Source organism: Selenomonas sp. KH1T6 (genome assembly GCF_900108415.1).
Taxonomy (GTDB): Bacteria; Bacillota; Negativicutes; order Selenomonadales; family Selenomonadaceae; genus Selenomonas_B; species Selenomonas_B ruminantium_A.
This window is the reverse complement of record NZ_FNWN01000003.1, coordinates 110,784-126,212: the sequence shown is the minus strand read 5'-3', so window position 1 is coordinate 126,212 and position 15,429 is coordinate 110,784. Positions and strand designations below refer to the sequence as shown.

10 protein-coding genes are annotated in these 15,429 nt (G+C 54.7%); 1 reads left to right on the top strand and 9 read right to left on the bottom strand.

What is annotated here, in order from left to right; all coding sequences use genetic code 11:
• Positions 1 to 129: 129 nt before the first annotated feature.
• From BLW59_RS03225 to BLW59_RS03200, 6 genes are all read right to left on the bottom strand, one after another.
• The gene (locus BLW59_RS03225) at positions 130 to 1,440 is read right to left on the bottom strand and encodes a histidine-type phosphatase (protein WP_074696141.1); all 1,311 of its coding nucleotides are present in this window, start codon (positions 1,438 to 1,440) and stop codon (positions 130 to 132) included.
• Positions 1,441 to 1,599: 159 nt separating this feature from the next.
• Positions 1,600 to 2,070 carry a hypothetical protein gene (locus BLW59_RS03220; protein ID WP_074696139.1) on the bottom strand — a complete coding sequence of 157 codons (471 nt, stop codon included), beginning with the start codon at positions 2,068 to 2,070 and terminating at the stop codon, positions 1,600 to 1,602.
• The gene (locus BLW59_RS03215) at positions 2,071 to 2,589 is read right to left on the bottom strand and encodes a hypothetical protein (RefSeq protein WP_074696137.1); all 519 of its coding nucleotides are present in this window, start codon (positions 2,587 to 2,589) and stop codon (positions 2,071 to 2,073) included. It abuts the gene before it with no gap.
• 90 nt (positions 2,590 to 2,679) lie between these two features.
• The gene (locus BLW59_RS03210) at positions 2,680 to 3,495 is read right to left on the bottom strand and encodes a hypothetical protein (RefSeq protein WP_074696135.1); all 816 of its coding nucleotides are present in this window, start codon (positions 3,493 to 3,495) and stop codon (positions 2,680 to 2,682) included.
• A 51-nt stretch (positions 3,496 to 3,546) separates the two neighbouring features.
• Positions 3,547 to 3,978, bottom strand: coding sequence for a large conductance mechanosensitive channel protein MscL (gene mscL, locus BLW59_RS03205; protein WP_029541871.1), 432 nt, complete (start codon positions 3,976 to 3,978; stop codon positions 3,547 to 3,549).
• A gap of 120 nt (positions 3,979 to 4,098) precedes the next feature.
• Positions 4,099 to 5,088 (bottom strand): NYN domain-containing protein, encoded by a 990-nt coding sequence (locus tag BLW59_RS03200; protein ID WP_074696133.1) that lies wholly within the window; start codon positions 5,086 to 5,088, stop codon positions 4,099 to 4,101.
• Between the two features lie 286 nt (positions 5,089 to 5,374).
• On the opposite strand from BLW59_RS03200, the gene BLW59_RS03195 reads away from it, so the two are divergent.
• On the top strand, positions 5,375 to 6,490 hold the full coding sequence (locus tag BLW59_RS03195; protein ID WP_074696131.1) for a M20/M25/M40 family metallo-hydrolase: 1,116 nt from the start codon (positions 5,375 to 5,377) through the stop codon (positions 6,488 to 6,490).
• Between the two features lie 96 nt (positions 6,491 to 6,586).
• Here BLW59_RS03195 and BLW59_RS03190 read toward each other — a convergent pair whose 3' ends face one another.
• The 3 genes from BLW59_RS03190 to BLW59_RS03180 all read right to left on the bottom strand — a co-directional run bounded on the left by BLW59_RS03190 (position 6,587) and on the right by BLW59_RS03180 (position 14,911).
• Positions 6,587 to 7,573 carry a PP2C family protein-serine/threonine phosphatase gene (locus BLW59_RS03190; protein WP_074696129.1) on the bottom strand — a complete coding sequence of 329 codons (987 nt, stop codon included), beginning with the start codon at positions 7,571 to 7,573 and terminating at the stop codon, positions 6,587 to 6,589.
• Positions 7,570 to 7,800 carry a hypothetical protein gene (locus tag BLW59_RS03185; protein ID WP_074696127.1) on the bottom strand — a complete coding sequence of 77 codons (231 nt, stop codon included), beginning with the start codon at positions 7,798 to 7,800 and terminating at the stop codon, positions 7,570 to 7,572. The genes BLW59_RS03190 and BLW59_RS03185 overlap by 4 nt, the downstream gene beginning before the upstream one ends.
• A 175-nt stretch (positions 7,801 to 7,975) precedes the next feature.
• Positions 7,976 to 14,911 (bottom strand): hypothetical protein, encoded by a 6,936-nt coding sequence (locus BLW59_RS03180; protein WP_217634599.1) that lies wholly within the window; start codon positions 14,909 to 14,911, stop codon positions 7,976 to 7,978.
• Between the last annotated feature and the right edge of the window lie 518 nt (positions 14,912 to 15,429).

Here is a 15,429-nt window from a genome sequence, read left to right as displayed (position 1 = left end):
TCTTCCTCAAATATACTTCAATACTAAATCCCTGGCAACAGAAAAAGCTTTCTAACGCCTCCACTAACAACACGCCCCCTGCGAAGATACCATCCTCACAGAGGGCGCTTTCGTTTCTTGTTTTTTCAATCAGGCGGCTTTAACGGCCTTATTGTCGGCAGGCAACTTGTCGTAGGCATCTATGGCCTGCTGGAAGCGCTGCTGCACGTCTTTGAAGAGGTACAGGCCGTCAGCGTTGGCTTTCAGGCCCTTGAGTTTCAGCTGGAACACCTCGGGGGGCGTGTTCAGGGTCAGGGCAGTGCGGTCACGGAGCTGGTCGGTGGTCTGGTACACCAGGCTGAAGGCGGCGTATTCTTTGCCGTCCTTGCCGGCGAATTTCTCGATGACCAGCTTGGAGCCGATGGGAGTCTTCTTCTCGATGCTGCCCCGCAGCTCGTATTCCTCCACCTCCAAGGCAGCCAGCACACTGGCGATATTTGAGTCATGGCCGCAGAGGAAGGTGAACTTCCGGCCCTCGGTCTTCAGCTCCTTGTTCATTTCCTCAAGGAGGGGATGGGCTACATTGACGGCTACGCTGGGGGCGGTGAAGAGCACATCGCCGTAGACGTCCTTGACCCTGGCTATCTGCTCCCATTCCTGCTGTGTGAGCTTGTGGCCGAAGCCTGCTTTGGTCTTGTCCTGCTCCTCGTAATACTGGAGAATGAAGGCGTCACTGGCGGAATTGGCCAGCTTCAGGGAGCCCTTCATAGCAGGTTCCTTGTTCACCTCCAGCAGGATCTGCAGGTCGTCATTCCTGAACTTGGTGAAGCCGTCCTTCTTGGCCATGGGGGAATCCTTCAGGTCAAGGGTCTTCTCCAGCACCCGGTATTCCTTTTCCATCTTGTCGTTGATGCCCTGCAGGCCCTTCTGCCCGCCCATGGCGCTGATTTCCTCCATGGCCTGATGGCGGAAAGCATCGCTGACGAAGGTCAGCTGTGGGTTGAACACCGGATCCATCTTGCTGGGAGCGAACTTGTGCTCGATGGTCACATTGGCCACCGGCAACATGCCGCTGGAGAAGTACTGGGCAGTGGCAATGGTGCGCTGCATGGAGTTGGCATAGAAGCGCATCTCCCCCTCTTTAGGCAGGTAGTTCTCCGTCATCAGGCCGTCACGCACCAGCCACTGGCGGAAATACTGGCCCATCATGGTCTCCAGCTGGCCGCCTCTCAGGGAAAGTTCGCTGGGGCCGGAGGTCCACTTGAACCACTCATGGGGCGTGAGGTTGCCCAGGGCAGAGCCATTGCCGGACAGGGGAGAGCGGATATTGTGGCGGCTCAGCACCACCATTTCTTCCAGATTGTACTTATCCTGAAAATCCGCAGGCCGCTCCGCCTGCACCGCACCAGAAAGAGTCACCAGGGAAAGGCAGACAGCCGCTGCCACTTTCTTGAAATTCATGACTAAGCCTCCTAAGAAGTTCTCTCGTGTTTTCTCTACGGTGCTAATTATAGGACCGATATCAGGAAGAAACAATCCAAAATACCGTAAAAATGTCCATAAAAATGAAGTTATATCCAATAAAAAACTTCTCCGCTTTTGCAGAGAAGTTCTCGATATTCACGCCAGCACCGGCTCATTTTCCTTTTCCGGCCAGATATAGAGGGTGAGGTAGAGCACCCAGAGCAAGATCTGCAGCAACACATTGGGCAGCATCAGCAGGATAATGGCTATGGCGCCTATGACCTTGCCGCCCTTCAGGGCCCTGGCCCGGCGCACCAGGATAGCTATCATCAGGGAGAAGTAGATGACGTAGAGGGGCGTCAGGAGCCAGAAAATAGAGTACATCATGGGCGTGAAACTTCCCATTTCCTTCAGGACTTCCATGGTGCCTGCCAGAGTGGCCACGCCGAAGAACATGGCCAGCATCAAGAGCAGTTCCTTCCACCACCAGCTGAAAAATTCCTTTTTCCCCAGGGCCTCTCCCAGCCGGTACCAGCTGAGTTTCTGCCTGTTGCCTATCCACAGGAGCATCAGGGAAAACAGCAGTCCGCTGGCATTTTCGTACAGCAGGAAAATCTTCTCGTCCATTTATGCCTCGCCTCCCATCAGTGCAGCAGCTTCTTCCTCCCCGCCCTCAGGCGCATACTTTTCCGACATGAAATAAAGGACCAGGCAGGGCAGCCAATAGGTCACAGGCGCAATCATGGTCAGCGGCGGCATGAGGGCAAAGGCGGCAATCATGGTTCCCTGCTCGTATCTCAGGGCCTTGGCCCGCTTGATGATGACCGCCAGCATCAGGGCATAGAGCACCACGGAAACAGGCAGCATGGGCAGCACTCCCAGCAGCAGGTATTTCCCTGCCTCCAGCCCCAGCAGCATCTTCATTTCCAGTATGGCGCCGAAGACAACGCCCCCCAGACAGATGGCAGCCGACACCCCCATCAGGATTCCCCAGCGGCGCAGATAGGTTTTCTTATCCAGCGCCTTATCAAGAGCATACCACTTCCACCCCCGCCTGTTTCCAAACCAAAGCAGCAGGAAAGCCATCGCAAAAACCAGCAGCTTGCCCACCACGGCGACAATCATTACATCTGTGTCATATCCCATGTGTTTATCTCCTTTCCAAAACTGTTACCAGGAAAGGATAGCACGCCATGATTAGAATTTTCTTAGATGCAAAAAAATAAGGCAGGGGAATCAATCCTCTGCCTCAGCCTTATTATCTTCAAATGTCAGGTCATACAGTTCCACCATGTCCTTGATATGCTGGTAGGCGGGGCCGCTGAACTCGGCGGTGACGCTCTTGCCTCCCTGCTGATAGTAGGTCATGGTGCCGTAGCCGGCGGCGGCCACAGCCCGGAAGGCTTCCATCCATGATTCGTCAGCCACGCCGGTGTAGCGCTCCGACAGCCATTCCACGTCAGGAGCCAGCGCTTTCTGACGCTTCTGGGGGTTCAGGTGGAACTCGTAGTGCTTGCCTCCGGCCTTGATGACGAAGCTGTCACCGAAAATCCAGGCCTCACCGTTGCCATCCTTGATGTTGTAGTAGTAATAGATCTCATACTGCAGGCGGCAGCTGCGGCCCACCGCCAGACTGGGGTTCAGGTACAGCCCTGAAGGAGGCTGGTCCGGCTTGTAGTAGCTGTAGATGGTCACAGTGCCATTCTTGTTCTTCTCCATGGCAGCCGTGAGCCTGGCCATATTCCTTTCCCTGACGGCGGCGTTCTTCCTGGCCTCCTGCTTGGCCAGAGCCTTGGCCTTTGCCTCCTCAGCCGCTTTGGCTGCGGCCTCAGCTTTGGCCCTGGCCAGCTCTGCCTTGTCGGCCCCCTCCGGTTTTTCTTCCGGCGGTGGTCCCGGGGGCGGTCCCGGCGGAGGCGGCGGGGGCACTTCCCCAGCCTCGGCCTCTATGGGAGGGGGCATCATATAAGTGTAGTAATAATAGGCAGCCCCGCCTGCAACGCAGACCACGATGTAGGTCAGGAGCGCCGTCACCAATATCTTGGTATTGCTCATATACTCCCCTCCCTCCTCATGCAGAGTCCAGCATTCTCCCCGGCACTTGCCTCAGTTCAGTTCGGAAGTGCAGTGGGGGCAGCGGGTGGCCTCCTCGGGAATCTCCGTCTTGCAGTAAGGGCAGAGATGGGGCTCGGGAGCAGCCTCTTCCTTCTTGGGCATGAGCTTGTTCACCTGACGGATCAGCATGAATATGGCGAAGGCCACGATGAGGAAGTCCACCACAGAGTTCAGGAAAGCACCGTAGGCGATGACAGGCAGCCCTGCTTCCTTGGCCTCAGCCAGCGTGGCGGCAGGAGTGGAGGAAAGATTGATGAAGAGATTGGAAAAATCAACATTTCCCAGAATAAGTCCCAAAGGCGGCATGAGCAGGTCATTGACGAAGGAAGTGACAATCTTGCCGAAGGCGGCACCGATGATGATACCTACTGCCATGTCCAGCACATTGCCCCGCATGATGAATTTCTTGAATTCTTCTACCATAATAAAACCTCCTTATAAATTATGAAAAACAAATGAACTCTTTACATTGTAACAAATGCTCCCGGCTTTTTCCACCCTGCACACCCAGGGCCAAAGCCGGAGCAGGAAGGAGGCCCATCCTCAGGCGCTCACATTTCCCGCTTCATCTGCCTCTACTTCCAGGCCCTCCCGGTCATAGTAGACAGCCTTTTTCCTGCACACCAGCCCCAGGGAGCTGTAGAAGTCCTGTCCCACATTCCCCCCCTTGATGATGCCGAAAGTGATCAGCAGCTCCACAAAGGTGCTTTCCTGCATGCCATCCACAAAGGGGATTTCCATGAACTCGCCGTTCCTGCCCATGCCCAGGACCAGCCTGAGCTTGTCCTGGCGGCGGGCCAGATAATTGTGGGCGCTGACGGAAATGGACTTGAAGCACTTCTCGCTTTCCCCTCCGGGCTGGCTGAAGGAAATCTTCAGTTCCCTTTTCAGTTCTGAAGCCTTCTTGCCTCCGACCTTTTTCTTCGCAACCTTGGGCTTTTTCTTGGGGGCAGGCACCAGCTCATGGGTTTCCATGACCTGGGGGCTGGGAAGGGGCGGCTCCTCCTTCTTCTTCCAGAGCCGCTGGGGGAACTTGATAATGTTCCTGGCCCCGGTCAGCAGTTTGGTGCGCAGGTTCTCATGGGGCTGCTCCAGCTGCCGCCCCACCAGCTTGTCCAGCTCGATGACCTCCACAGAAGCCGCCTCTCCTGCCTCTGTGCGCTTGATGGCCTGCCTGAGGCTCTCGGTGCCCACGTGGTTGGCGGCGTAGATGATGAGCTTCTTCTTCCGCTCTGCTGCCAGATATGCCAGGGGCGCAAAATCCCTGTCGTTGGACAGGATGGCGATTTTCTTCACCGAGCGCCTGAGGCAAAGCTCCCGGCTCCCCAGCATCACCAGCCAGGTATCTGCCGAATCCTTCCCCAGGTCACTGTTCACCAGATGGAACCTGGGTCCCTCCAGCAGCAGATAGTCATGAGGCACCGCCTTGCGGTTTCCCACGCAGTAACACTCCCGTACCTTGAAATTCTGGCAAAGCCAGACATACAGCGGCACCCCCCACTTGGGCGAGGCGTTCTCCGCATCAATGAACACGACTAAATCTCCAGATAATGACATACTATGCTCCGTCTTTCGTAGTTTTTTGCTGCCGTCAGCCCTTTGCCGGACTGACCTGTTCATATTTTAACACCATTCCCATAAAAGTCATACCTTATCTATTCGCCGCCAAAGACTATCTTCCTGCCATGCCTGACTGATGTCCACCAGATTGTCAAAAAAAACGCCCGGTGTCCACCTATTGAGCACATTTCTGATTGTCAGCCAATCAGCGATACTGTATACTTATGTCTGCATAAATATTATTTCAGAGGTGCCTGCCATGATAAATGAAAAGAGAGTGCTGGAAGAATTCCTCGAACTGGTGCAGATCCGCTGCTCCACCAAGGACGAGCGGGAAGTAGCCGACCTGCTGACTCAAAGGCTGCAGGACCTGGGCGGCACCGTCCGGGAGGATAATGCCGGAGAGAAAATCGGCGGCAATACGGGTAATCTGGTGGCAGATTTCCCCGGCACAGCAGAAGCACCCACCCTCATGCTCACTGCCCACATGGACTGCGTGGAACCCTGCACAGGGGTGAAGCCCATCGTGCAGGACGGCATCATCCGCTCTGACGGCACCACCATCCTGGGGGGCGATGACAAAGCGGGAGTGGTGGCTATCCTTGAGACCCTGCGCCAGCTGAAAGAACGTCATATCCCCCACGGCCCCCTGCAGGTGGTCTTCACAGTGGCCGAGGAAAACGGGGTGCATGGCTCCCAGAACCTTGACCAGAGCCTCCTCCACGCCGACTTCGGCTTCACCTTTGACACTCATAACCATCCCGGCGGCATCACTTTCATGGCCCCGGGCAAGAACCAGATCAGGATCCACGTGGAAGGCAAAGCCAGCCACGCGGGAGTCAATCCAGAGGACGGCATCAATGCCATCTGCGCTGCAGGCCGCCTCATTGCCACCGCCCCCCAGGGCCGCATTGATGAGGAAACCACCTGCAACCTGGGCCGGATCGTGGGCGGCTCCGCCACCAATATAGTGGCCGACAGCTGCGACATCTTCTACGAAAGCCGCAGCCGTGACAAGGAGAAGCTAGAGAGGCTAACCAAAAAAATCTGTGAGCACTTCACCAATGGCGCCCAGGCCACAGGTTGCACGATTACCGCCGAAGTCAGCCCCGACTACGGCCCCTATCTGCTGGAGAATGACTGCCCCGCCATCCGCACTGCTGCCGGGGCGGCAGAAAAGCTGGGACTCCCCGTGACCCTGGAGGAATCCGGCGGCGGCTCAGATGCCAACCATTTCAACACCTACGGCATCCCCACTGCCGTCCTCTCCGTAGGCATGGAAAAAGCCCATACCAAGGAAGAATACCTTGAGGAAAAAGACCTTTACGATGCCGCCAGATGGGCTCTGGCCATCGTGCAGGAAGCCGCCAGATAAAAGACCAGCCAGCAGGCGGCTGACCAGAATTCCTCAATCGCACGAAATAAGCTGTCCCCCGCCTCTGCAGGCGGGGACAGCTTATTTTTACTTATGTCACCGGGCAGGGGAAAGACCGGCCTTGCCGGCATACTTCAGCGCCAGCATGGTGATGTCATCCGACTGCTCAGCCGCCCCTGCATGGCTTTTTACCTCCAGCAGTATGGCTTCTAAGATCTCGTCCATGGCAGCCCTGGCAGACAGCAGGGACAGCTTCTTTTCCAGACGCTCCTTGGTGAACATCTGCCTGCTTTCATCCATGGCTTCCGTCACGCCGTCCGTGTAGAGGAAAAGCCGGCTGCCCGGGGCCAGGCAAAGCCTTTTTTCCTCAAAGGGAATACCTTCCATCATGCCCAGGACAGGACTTTTCCTGGTCTGGGGAAGATAGGCGGGTGCTTCTTCGCCCTGCAGGAGTATAGGCGGATTGTGCCCCCCATTGACATACTCGAATTCTCCTGTGGCCAGATGCAGGATGCCTGCAAAGACCGTCACAAACAGCCCCTCATCATTATCTGCCGACAGCTGGTCATTGGCCGCGGCCACGGCTTCTGCCAGAGAACTGCCCTCTGCCCCTGACAAAATCGAATTCTTCAGCACGGTTTTGGCTGCAGCCATGAACAGGGCGGCCGACACGCCCTTGTCCGACACATCTGCGATGATTACCGCCAGGCGCTCTTCATCCACATAGAAGAAATCGCCCCCCACTTCCTTGGCAGGATACATGGAAGGATACTGCCCAGGAGAATTGAGAATTGCCTTCAGCTCCTCGGCGAGATACAGTACATCTGACTGCACCTCCTCTGCCTCATAAGCCATGATGCCAGCATGGATTTCAGCTTCGCTCTCCATCTGCTCCTGGGCCTGTTCCTTGGCAAAGTCCGTGGTGTAGTAGGAAATTTCCCGCGAGATGGCCTCCTCCTTTTGGCCCACGATAGTTTGCAGCTCATAGATGCCGTACAGGACAGGCAGCCCCAAAAACAGGAAGCTGAGGGCACTCCCGGACAGCATGAGCAGGAACAGTCTCTTCCTTATGCCCGGTTTCATTCCTTGCCTCTGGGGTCAACCTTGTTATTCTGCAAGGCAGGATTGCCTGCGGCTGTAGCCCATTCCATCTCTTCGTCCCCCATTTTCTTCCCTGCCCAGAGATTCCGGCTGGCGGAGTTTTCCATGCGGTGCATATTGAGGAGCTGCTGGTACAGCCTTTCCTTGACGGAGTGGCAGCTTGAGAAATCAAATCTCTCCAGGTCTTGTTCGAGTTTGGTGCTAGTCATGATCATTACTTCCTTTCCCTTGCGATATCTTCTTTCTTGTTCTTTATATCCCGCCAACAGGAAAAGTGTTATAGGTTTTTTTAGATTTTCTGGAAAAAAATGGAGCTGTTGCACGAGTTTGTTTTCGTGCAACAGCTCCGTATCTCTGTTCAGTTATCTGCCTGCGCCTCTGGTGCTACTTGAGCTGGCTCCAGGACTTGGCAGCGTGGTCAGCCAACCAGGTGCTGCCATCGGACAAGGTGAAGGTGGAGGCCTGGCCGTTCACGGTCAGGTGCTGGCCGTTCTGCTGGGTGATGGTGATCTTGTTCGTTTCAATGTCCGCGGCTTTCAGGTCGGAGAGGGCCAGGTTGTAGAGCATGACTGTGTCATCACTCTTGGAGTTCATGATGACATCATCGCCCTCTTCCAGGCCGTAGTAGAAGACATTTTCGCCGCTACCGCCCTTGAGGTTGTCGTCGGCGCTGCCGGTGCCGCCCCAGAGGGAGGAGCTGCCTGAGCCGCCGATGATGGTGTTCTTTCCTGCGTCGCCTGCCAGGATGACGGTGCCGGTACTGCGGCTGGCGTCGATGATCTCTACGCTGTCGTAGTGCACTCCGCGGCTGCCATCCAGCCAGACTTCTACATTGTCATCATCGGCACCAATGCTGATGGTGTCTTTGCCGGTGCTGCCAAGGTAGACGTTCACGTCTTCATTGTAGCTAAGCTTGTTGTCTTCACCCTGCCTGCCGATTTTGGCTACGCCCTGGGCGTCACCGCTTTCCCACTTGATCATGGTGTTGGCGTTGAAGTTGCCGGTCAGGGTCATCTTGTCTGAGCCGTGGTAGAGCTGTATGCCCTGGCTGGTGTGTTTCACCTTGGTAATGCTCTGACCAAGGAAGTCCAGGGTGTCAGCGCTGTCTTCACCATAGGCGGTGAAGCCCGTCACCGTGTCATTGCCATCGCCTTCCAGGAAGAAGATGGTATGGCTGGCTTCGCTGTTGCTTTCAATGAGATCATTACCGGCACCGCCCCAGAGGGAGGAGTCACCGGTGCCTGCGATGATGGTGTCTCTGGACTGGCCGCCTATCAGGGTATCGGTGAATTTTTCCCCGCCCAGTGTGTATATATTCCCTTCTTCGTTGCCCAGCAGGAGAAGGCGGTCGCTCAAGGAGCTGGCATCTATCATGCCGCCCTGACTTCCGAGCCAGCCCACATTCAGCGGGTTGTGTCCATCGCTGTCGGCCAGGGTGGCGGCATAGAAGTCGCCATATCCTTGCTCAGAGACATCCAACGAGCCACTGGTGCTGCCTGTGCCTGCGTAGCTGATGGTGCCATCGTTGCCCACTTTGACCTTGTAGGGGTCCAAAGTTCCTTTGGTGCTGGTCACTACAGCCTTGTCCTCGCCATAGGTGAAGTCGGAGACTTTGGTTTCCACATTGGTGAGCACGAAGGTATCTTTGCCATCGCCGCCGAGAATCACATCGTCCGCATGGCTGGACTTGATGGTGTCATTGCCAGTGCCGCCCTGCAGGGTGGCATCGCCGCTGCCGGTGTGGATGATGGTGTTCCTGCCGCTATCGCCAAAGACCCGCACCTCACCGCTGCCGGTGATGCTCACGTTGTCATTGCCAGCACCTGCATGGATTACCGCCTCGCCGCTGCCGTCATATTCGACGGTGTCTTTTTTGTTGCTGGCGGTGATGTCCCAGTCTTTCGTGCTCTGGTTGGTAATCTTGACAGCCTGCCCCTTGTTTTCCTTGGCGGTGTATTTCAGGCTGTCATCCTGCTGGATGGTGACGGTGGCAATGGCTTTGTCCTCTGACAAGGTGGCCTGGCCGTCCTTGTCCAGCAGCATGCCGTTGGTAACATCGTCCACGCCTTCCGTGTTGACTTCCAGCCCTGTATTATTCTGGGCCTGGGCAGTATCCGTGGCCCTGTTGACTGCTTCCATTTTCCATTCCAGGATGATGAAGCCGTCTTTTTCACCTGCAGCCAGCAGGTTGGTGGTGGTGGTGATTTTCCCGTTTTCGTTCTTGGTCAGCAGGAGTTCTCCCCCGGAGACTTCGTAGGTGATGGTTGCGCCGTCTTTGGTCACCGTGACTTTCTCCCCGTCCGTCAGGCCGGTGAGCTTGCCGGTGGCGTCGAGGGAGACTTTGTCATTGACCTTGTCAAAGGTGTAGGTATAGCCATTGATGGTGACGGAGCTTCCGGCCTTGTCAAAGGTGAGGACCCCTTCGTCGCTCAGCACGCCGCTGCCATGCAGCTGGAAGGTGCCAGTGGCAGAAGTATAGCTGGTGCCAGTACCGTTGTCGCTGAGGCTGGCGGTCACGCCGTCTATCTTCACCCCCAACACGACTTCGTCTGTGACGGCCACTGTGTAGGTGCCATCATCGTTCCTGGTCACCTTGGCGGCGGTGTCTGCCGCAGAAGTGGCAGGGAAGCCCAGCTTGTTATAAGAAGCAGTTGCAGATTCGCTGTTGACGGTGATGGGCAAGCCAGAAAGCAGGATATCTTTTTTTGCCGTATCCCAAACTTCGCCCTGTTCGCCCTGAGTGATGGCATCATCGGTGATGATATATGTGCCAGCTTCCAGTTTATCAGCCAACAGCAGATAGTTGGTGGTTGTTGTGGTTTCACCGCGTACAGTGACGGTTACTAGGCAGCCTTCTCTCGCAACGGGGTTGTCTTCTGTGCCCACATAGCCAGAAGTTATTTCGGAGTCCACTACGTAGTCGGTCTTTCCCATGGTGAACTGCATGCCTTTTGCCAGACGAATCTGGCCTGCAGACTGGCCTGCAGAAGATACATCAAACCCGACAGTCCCGTTATTGGTGACTGTGTCATGGCCGTCTACGGTTACGGTCTGGCCGATACTATTAGAAGCAAGCGTAGCCGTGGTGCTTGTAAGTTTCACACCTGCGGAAACAGAATTATACAGGGTACCTGCGACCTTGTAATTGTAATTCTTGTCAGCCGACCTCGCAATAATGGTCGTGTCCGTATCCACCGTAAGGGTGCCATCAAGCGTATCCGCTACGGAAGCAAGCTTCAGAGCATCAGTTGCCTCGAAGGTAATGCCGTTAACCGTGAAGGTACCTCCTGCGGCGGTGGTGATGGAGGCAAGCTCGCTGTCTGACAGGCCGCTGGTGGTGATTTCTGCGCCGCTGTCCAAGCCCGCGAGAGCCCCGGCAGTATACACTGTGTCTGTGCCGTTAGTGGCCTCGGTAAGGGTCAGACTCTTGTCCTGCCCCAAAGTGAGGACAGCGCCGTTGACAGCTGTACCTTTCTGATAGGTGACACTGCCGGCAGTGCCTCTTTCATCAATCAGGTAGCCGGTTCCAATAGACCCACTGCGAAGTACGGGCGTGTTACTCTGCTGGCTGCTGCCAGCCAGCAGAGCCCTGGCGTCCACATTCACCGTACCTTTAGCCGTCAGGCTGTCAGAGGAGCCCTGCAGGACCAGTGTGCCATCAGCATCGGAAACCACGCCGCTGGCGGTGGTGAAGGTCATTGCGTCCTTGGTCTTGACATGGCTGTCAGCTGCCAGGGTATAGACCGCAGTCGTGCCTTCATCTATTATTTTTACATTATCCTTAGCTTCAACATTTACTGTTAATGCAGGCTTCACCTTCAATTCTTTGTTGTCTTTGTCATAAACGGTAAGTGTGGCTGCTGCCTTATCTTTATCTGCATAAGGCAGGCCATTGGCGAGGAAATAGGTGGTTTTGTCGTAGTTTGAGGTCACAATGTCGCCACCATACAACCTCGTACCGCAGCTACCATCTGTAACCTCAGCAGTAGTTGTGGTCTGCCAGTAAGTATCTGCTCCATTGACAGTCTTTCTGAGCACCACGTTGGTACTCTTCACGTCAACGACTTCATAGGTCACCTTGGAATTACTGCTATCAACAATATCAACGCTCTCTCCTAATGCATCAAGGCCGCTGATTGTGTATTCGCCGTTTGCTGCGGCTACATCTAAGGCTGAGCCTGTACCTGCCGCAATCTGCCTGGTATTGGTGCCGTTCTCATCGGAAATGGTGATGGATTTCCCTGCCCCCAGAGAAATCTTGCCTGTGCCAGTGGAGTAGAGCCCCGTAGGTACAAAGGTGAGTGTTGCGCCGTTGCCGTCACTTATGGTCTGCCCGCCAATGGTATAAGGGGTATTGTCTGCAGCCGCAAAGGTAATCTTGCCGGCGGTGAAGCCATCGACAGTATTGGCAGTCCCGGAGAAGGCTGCCACAGTGCCGGACTCTACTGTATAATCCACCCCATTTGCCGTTACCTTAGTACCGTTGAAGCCCGTACCAATGGACGCCGTTCCTGCGGTCACAGCAAAGGTGTCCGTAGTGCCGTTGGTAAAGGTACCTGTCGCACCTGCCGCGAAGGTCACGCCGTCAATGGTGACATCAGCGGTTGCAGCAATAGTATGCTCTCCCACGCCCACAAAGGTGCCGCCAGTCAAAGCAGTCACCTTACCCTTTGCCACGGTGACGGTACCGCTGGCATTGCCTGCCGTGGCAAGAGCGTTGTCTTTGTCGTCCAGGACAGAGTCCCCTGCCCCCAGGGTCAGCCCTGCCAAAGTGGTGTCTGCCCCCAGCTTCACATTCTGTGCTGTTGCGCCGTCTGTGCTGAGGTCGATGGTCAGATTAGAGCCATCGACATTCGTCAGGTCAATGGTCAGCGCAGTGGCAGCGTCAGAGGTGGAGGTCAGTGTATATTTGGAGCCATCCCTGGCAAGGGTATACGCCTTCCCAGTTTCCGAAGCCTGCTTTTTACCATTGGCATCAAAGTAATAGGAGCTGCCAGCCGTCAGCGCTTCCATCAGTTCAGCCAGCTGGGTGGCAATACTCGGGGCGATTTCTTCGCCGTAGCCGCTTATGATTGTATCCGAAGCGGTAGCGGTATCGTCTGCAATGTTGAAGCTGACGGTTGCCACGCCCTCCTTGACGTAATCAGAGTTAATCTGCCAGCCGAAAATGCCATTCATAAGGCGGGCGCCATCTGCATCGCTATATGTATAGGTATATGTTTTGCCATCTATGGTGACCATCTCACCATCGTTCAGGCCGCTGATGGTGTATGTACCAGAAGCCACCCCAAGATTTATGGCAGAATTCGTCCCTGCCGCAATCCTGGAAGTCTTGGTTCCAGCCGCATCAGACACTTCAATGTTGTTGCCTTTCTCCAGGGTGATAGCGTCACTTGTGGAGTAAAGATAAGCCTGCTCTGGCCCCGTTGATACGAAGCCCACCGTACTCCCATTGCCACCAGCGATGGTCTGGTTGACAATGTTATAGGTGGTATCAGCTGCGGCGGTGAAGGAAATGGTGCCGCCACTGAAGCTGGTGACACCTGCAACCTTATACAGTGTCAAATTAGTTGCCTCCACTGCATCGGGGGTAATGCCGCCCCCACTCCCGCTGATGGTCACACTGATGCCATTGACGGAGAAAGTGCCTGCGCCGCTGGTAATCACGCTATTGCCCGCTGGTACTCCCGTGACTGTGGCGTTGCCGTCAAGCCCGCTGACGGAGCCATCCTGATACACAACAGTCGGCGTGTTTTTGCCGCTTTCCGTGAGAGTGATGCTGCCGCCTGCAATCGTAATGACTGCGCCGTCTGCTGCTGTGCCTGTTACAAAAGTGGCAATTGCCTTCTCGGCTGTGCTGAGGTCAATCCTGGCGTCTGCATCCGAGGTGTTGACGGCGCCGCTCTTGACCGTGAGGCCGCCGCCAGTCTCTGTGAAGATGCCGCCTGCATCAACGGTGAAGCTGTCCGTCGAGGTGAAGGTCACACCGTTCACATTGTATTCAGTACCCGTAGAGTTGCTATCGCTGACCGTTGCCGCCACGCCGTCGATGACAATCGGCAAGGCAGTCCGGGAGTTCACGGTGACTGTGTAGTCGTCCTTGGTCGAGGCAGCCTTCCGCGTAACGGTGACGGCGGAGTTTTCGGTATTCTCCGTGAGGATTTCACCTTCTGCGCTGTAGTAGAGGGTAAGGTCGTTGTCGTGGCCGTCAAAGGTGTTGCTGTCCAAAGTCACGTTGGAGACCGGCATATCCTGGTCGGCAACAATCTTGAAGGTGAACTTTCCATCAACCACCGATTTGTATGACTTTGTGTTATATGTCAAACTATCGCTGCTTGCATCGTAGGTGAATGTGATGTTGTCAATCTGAACCTCAGTACCATTCTTAAGCCCCGAGATGGTGTATTTGCCATCTGCGACGATAACGATTGTATCGTTGTCCTGTTGAGACACATAAATATTGGAAGTAGCAGACACATCCGCATTGGCAACAAAGACAGGACCAAGCTTCGCGTTGAGCGAACAGGTGCCACTTGTGATATAAATGCGGTCATGATCTACGATGAAGCTCGCATCTCCTGTGTAAAGATTATACACTGTGCCATTTACGGTGTACGTGCCTTCATCTACATGGATAGTGGCGCTCTTGTCAATTCCGCCAATGGAACCATCCTTAGTGACAAAGGTCGCAGTCCCATCCGGGTTCTCAACACTGCCTTCCGTGAGGGTGATGCTGCCAGCTACAGTCTTGATGACTGCGCCGTTTGCTGTTGTGCCTGTTGCGAAAGTAACCTTAGCATCGGCGTTTTCTGTTGCGCTGATGTCAAAATTTGCATTAGCCACTGAGGTGGTGACGGAGCCGCTTTTGAGCGTTAACGTGCCCGTCATATCGGAAACAGTACCGCTGGTAGTGGTAAAGGCGGCAGTATTGGCGGTCATGGTCACGCCCTCAGCCAAGGTATAGACGGTATCCGTACCTTCATCTGTCACAGCTACCGTATCCCCAGTGGTATCCACCCCGCCTGTCACAGCATTCTTCACCGTCAGAGACTTACTGCTACCTTTCACCTCCAGCTTGGCAGCGGACTCACCTTCGTTATCTGTCACACTGCCATCGGCCAGGAACAAGGTGTTGGCATTGTAATTTTTCGTTACAATAGGACTGGCATCAGGTACTTCAACCCAACCTTCGGTGGTGAGAAGGTTAGTAGTGCTGTCACCTGCCAGTGATTTCGTTACACCATCTTTTGTCCGTTTAATCTTTGTCCCGTCTGTAGTGTAAGTGTAGCCATCATATGTCACACTTTCACCGGAATCCAAACCTTTAATGCTCTTAACTACCTTATTATCCAAGGATAAATCAATACCTTCTGAGCCTCCTGATTGCACTGTACATGCCAGATATTTTCCATCAGGAAGTTTCATGTCAGATCCATCAATATTACCTACCATCTTGATAGATGTTATATTTTCTGGCTTGTATATAGCGTAATTATCACTAGCCCCTGGATGATATGGATTAGTACGCTGATCCACTGTCACTTCTGAAACCGTAACTTTTGCACGTGCAAACGCATTGTTCTGCGTATACTTAGGAGTAGTACCATACATACAACAATAAAACGTCGTAGTATTGTAACCTCCTTCCACCTCAACGTTGTTTGATAAATCAAAACCAAACCTCTGCAAATCAAAGACAAAATCCATCACAAGCCCTCCCCCATAAATGCGACTGTCCCCCCCCCGGAGACAAGTGACTTTCGCCATCTTGTTGCGTCTCCGGGGGGAGGACAGTTTCCTCACCTATTCAGTTCCTAAATATTTTATCGACAGATACC

Bases quoted from the DNA above. Each gene is read 5' to 3' on its own strand.
- BLW59_RS03225 (WP_074696141.1), bottom strand. From the start codon at position 1,440: ATGAATTTCAAGAAAGTGGCAGCGGCTGTCTGCCTTTCCCTGGTGACT.
- BLW59_RS03220 (WP_074696139.1), bottom strand. From the start codon at position 2,070: ATGGACGAGAAGATTTTCCTGCTGTACGAAAATGCCAGCGGACTGCTG.
- BLW59_RS03215 (WP_074696137.1), bottom strand. From the start codon at position 2,589: ATGGGATATGACACAGATGTAATGATTGTCGCCGTGGTGGGCAAGCTG.
- BLW59_RS03210 (WP_074696135.1), bottom strand. From the start codon at position 3,495: ATGAGCAATACCAAGATATTGGTGACGGCGCTCCTGACCTACATCGTG.
- mscL (WP_029541871.1), bottom strand. From the start codon at position 3,978: ATGGTAGAAGAATTCAAGAAATTCATCATGCGGGGCAATGTGCTGGAC.
- BLW59_RS03195 (WP_074696131.1), top strand. From the start codon at position 5,375: ATGATAAATGAAAAGAGAGTGCTGGAAGAATTCCTCGAACTGGTGCAG.
- BLW59_RS03190 (WP_074696129.1), bottom strand. From the start codon at position 7,573: ATGAAACCGGGCATAAGGAAGAGACTGTTCCTGCTCATGCTGTCCGGG.
- BLW59_RS03185 (WP_074696127.1), bottom strand. From the start codon at position 7,800: ATGACTAGCACCAAACTCGAACAAGACCTGGAGAGATTTGATTTCTCA.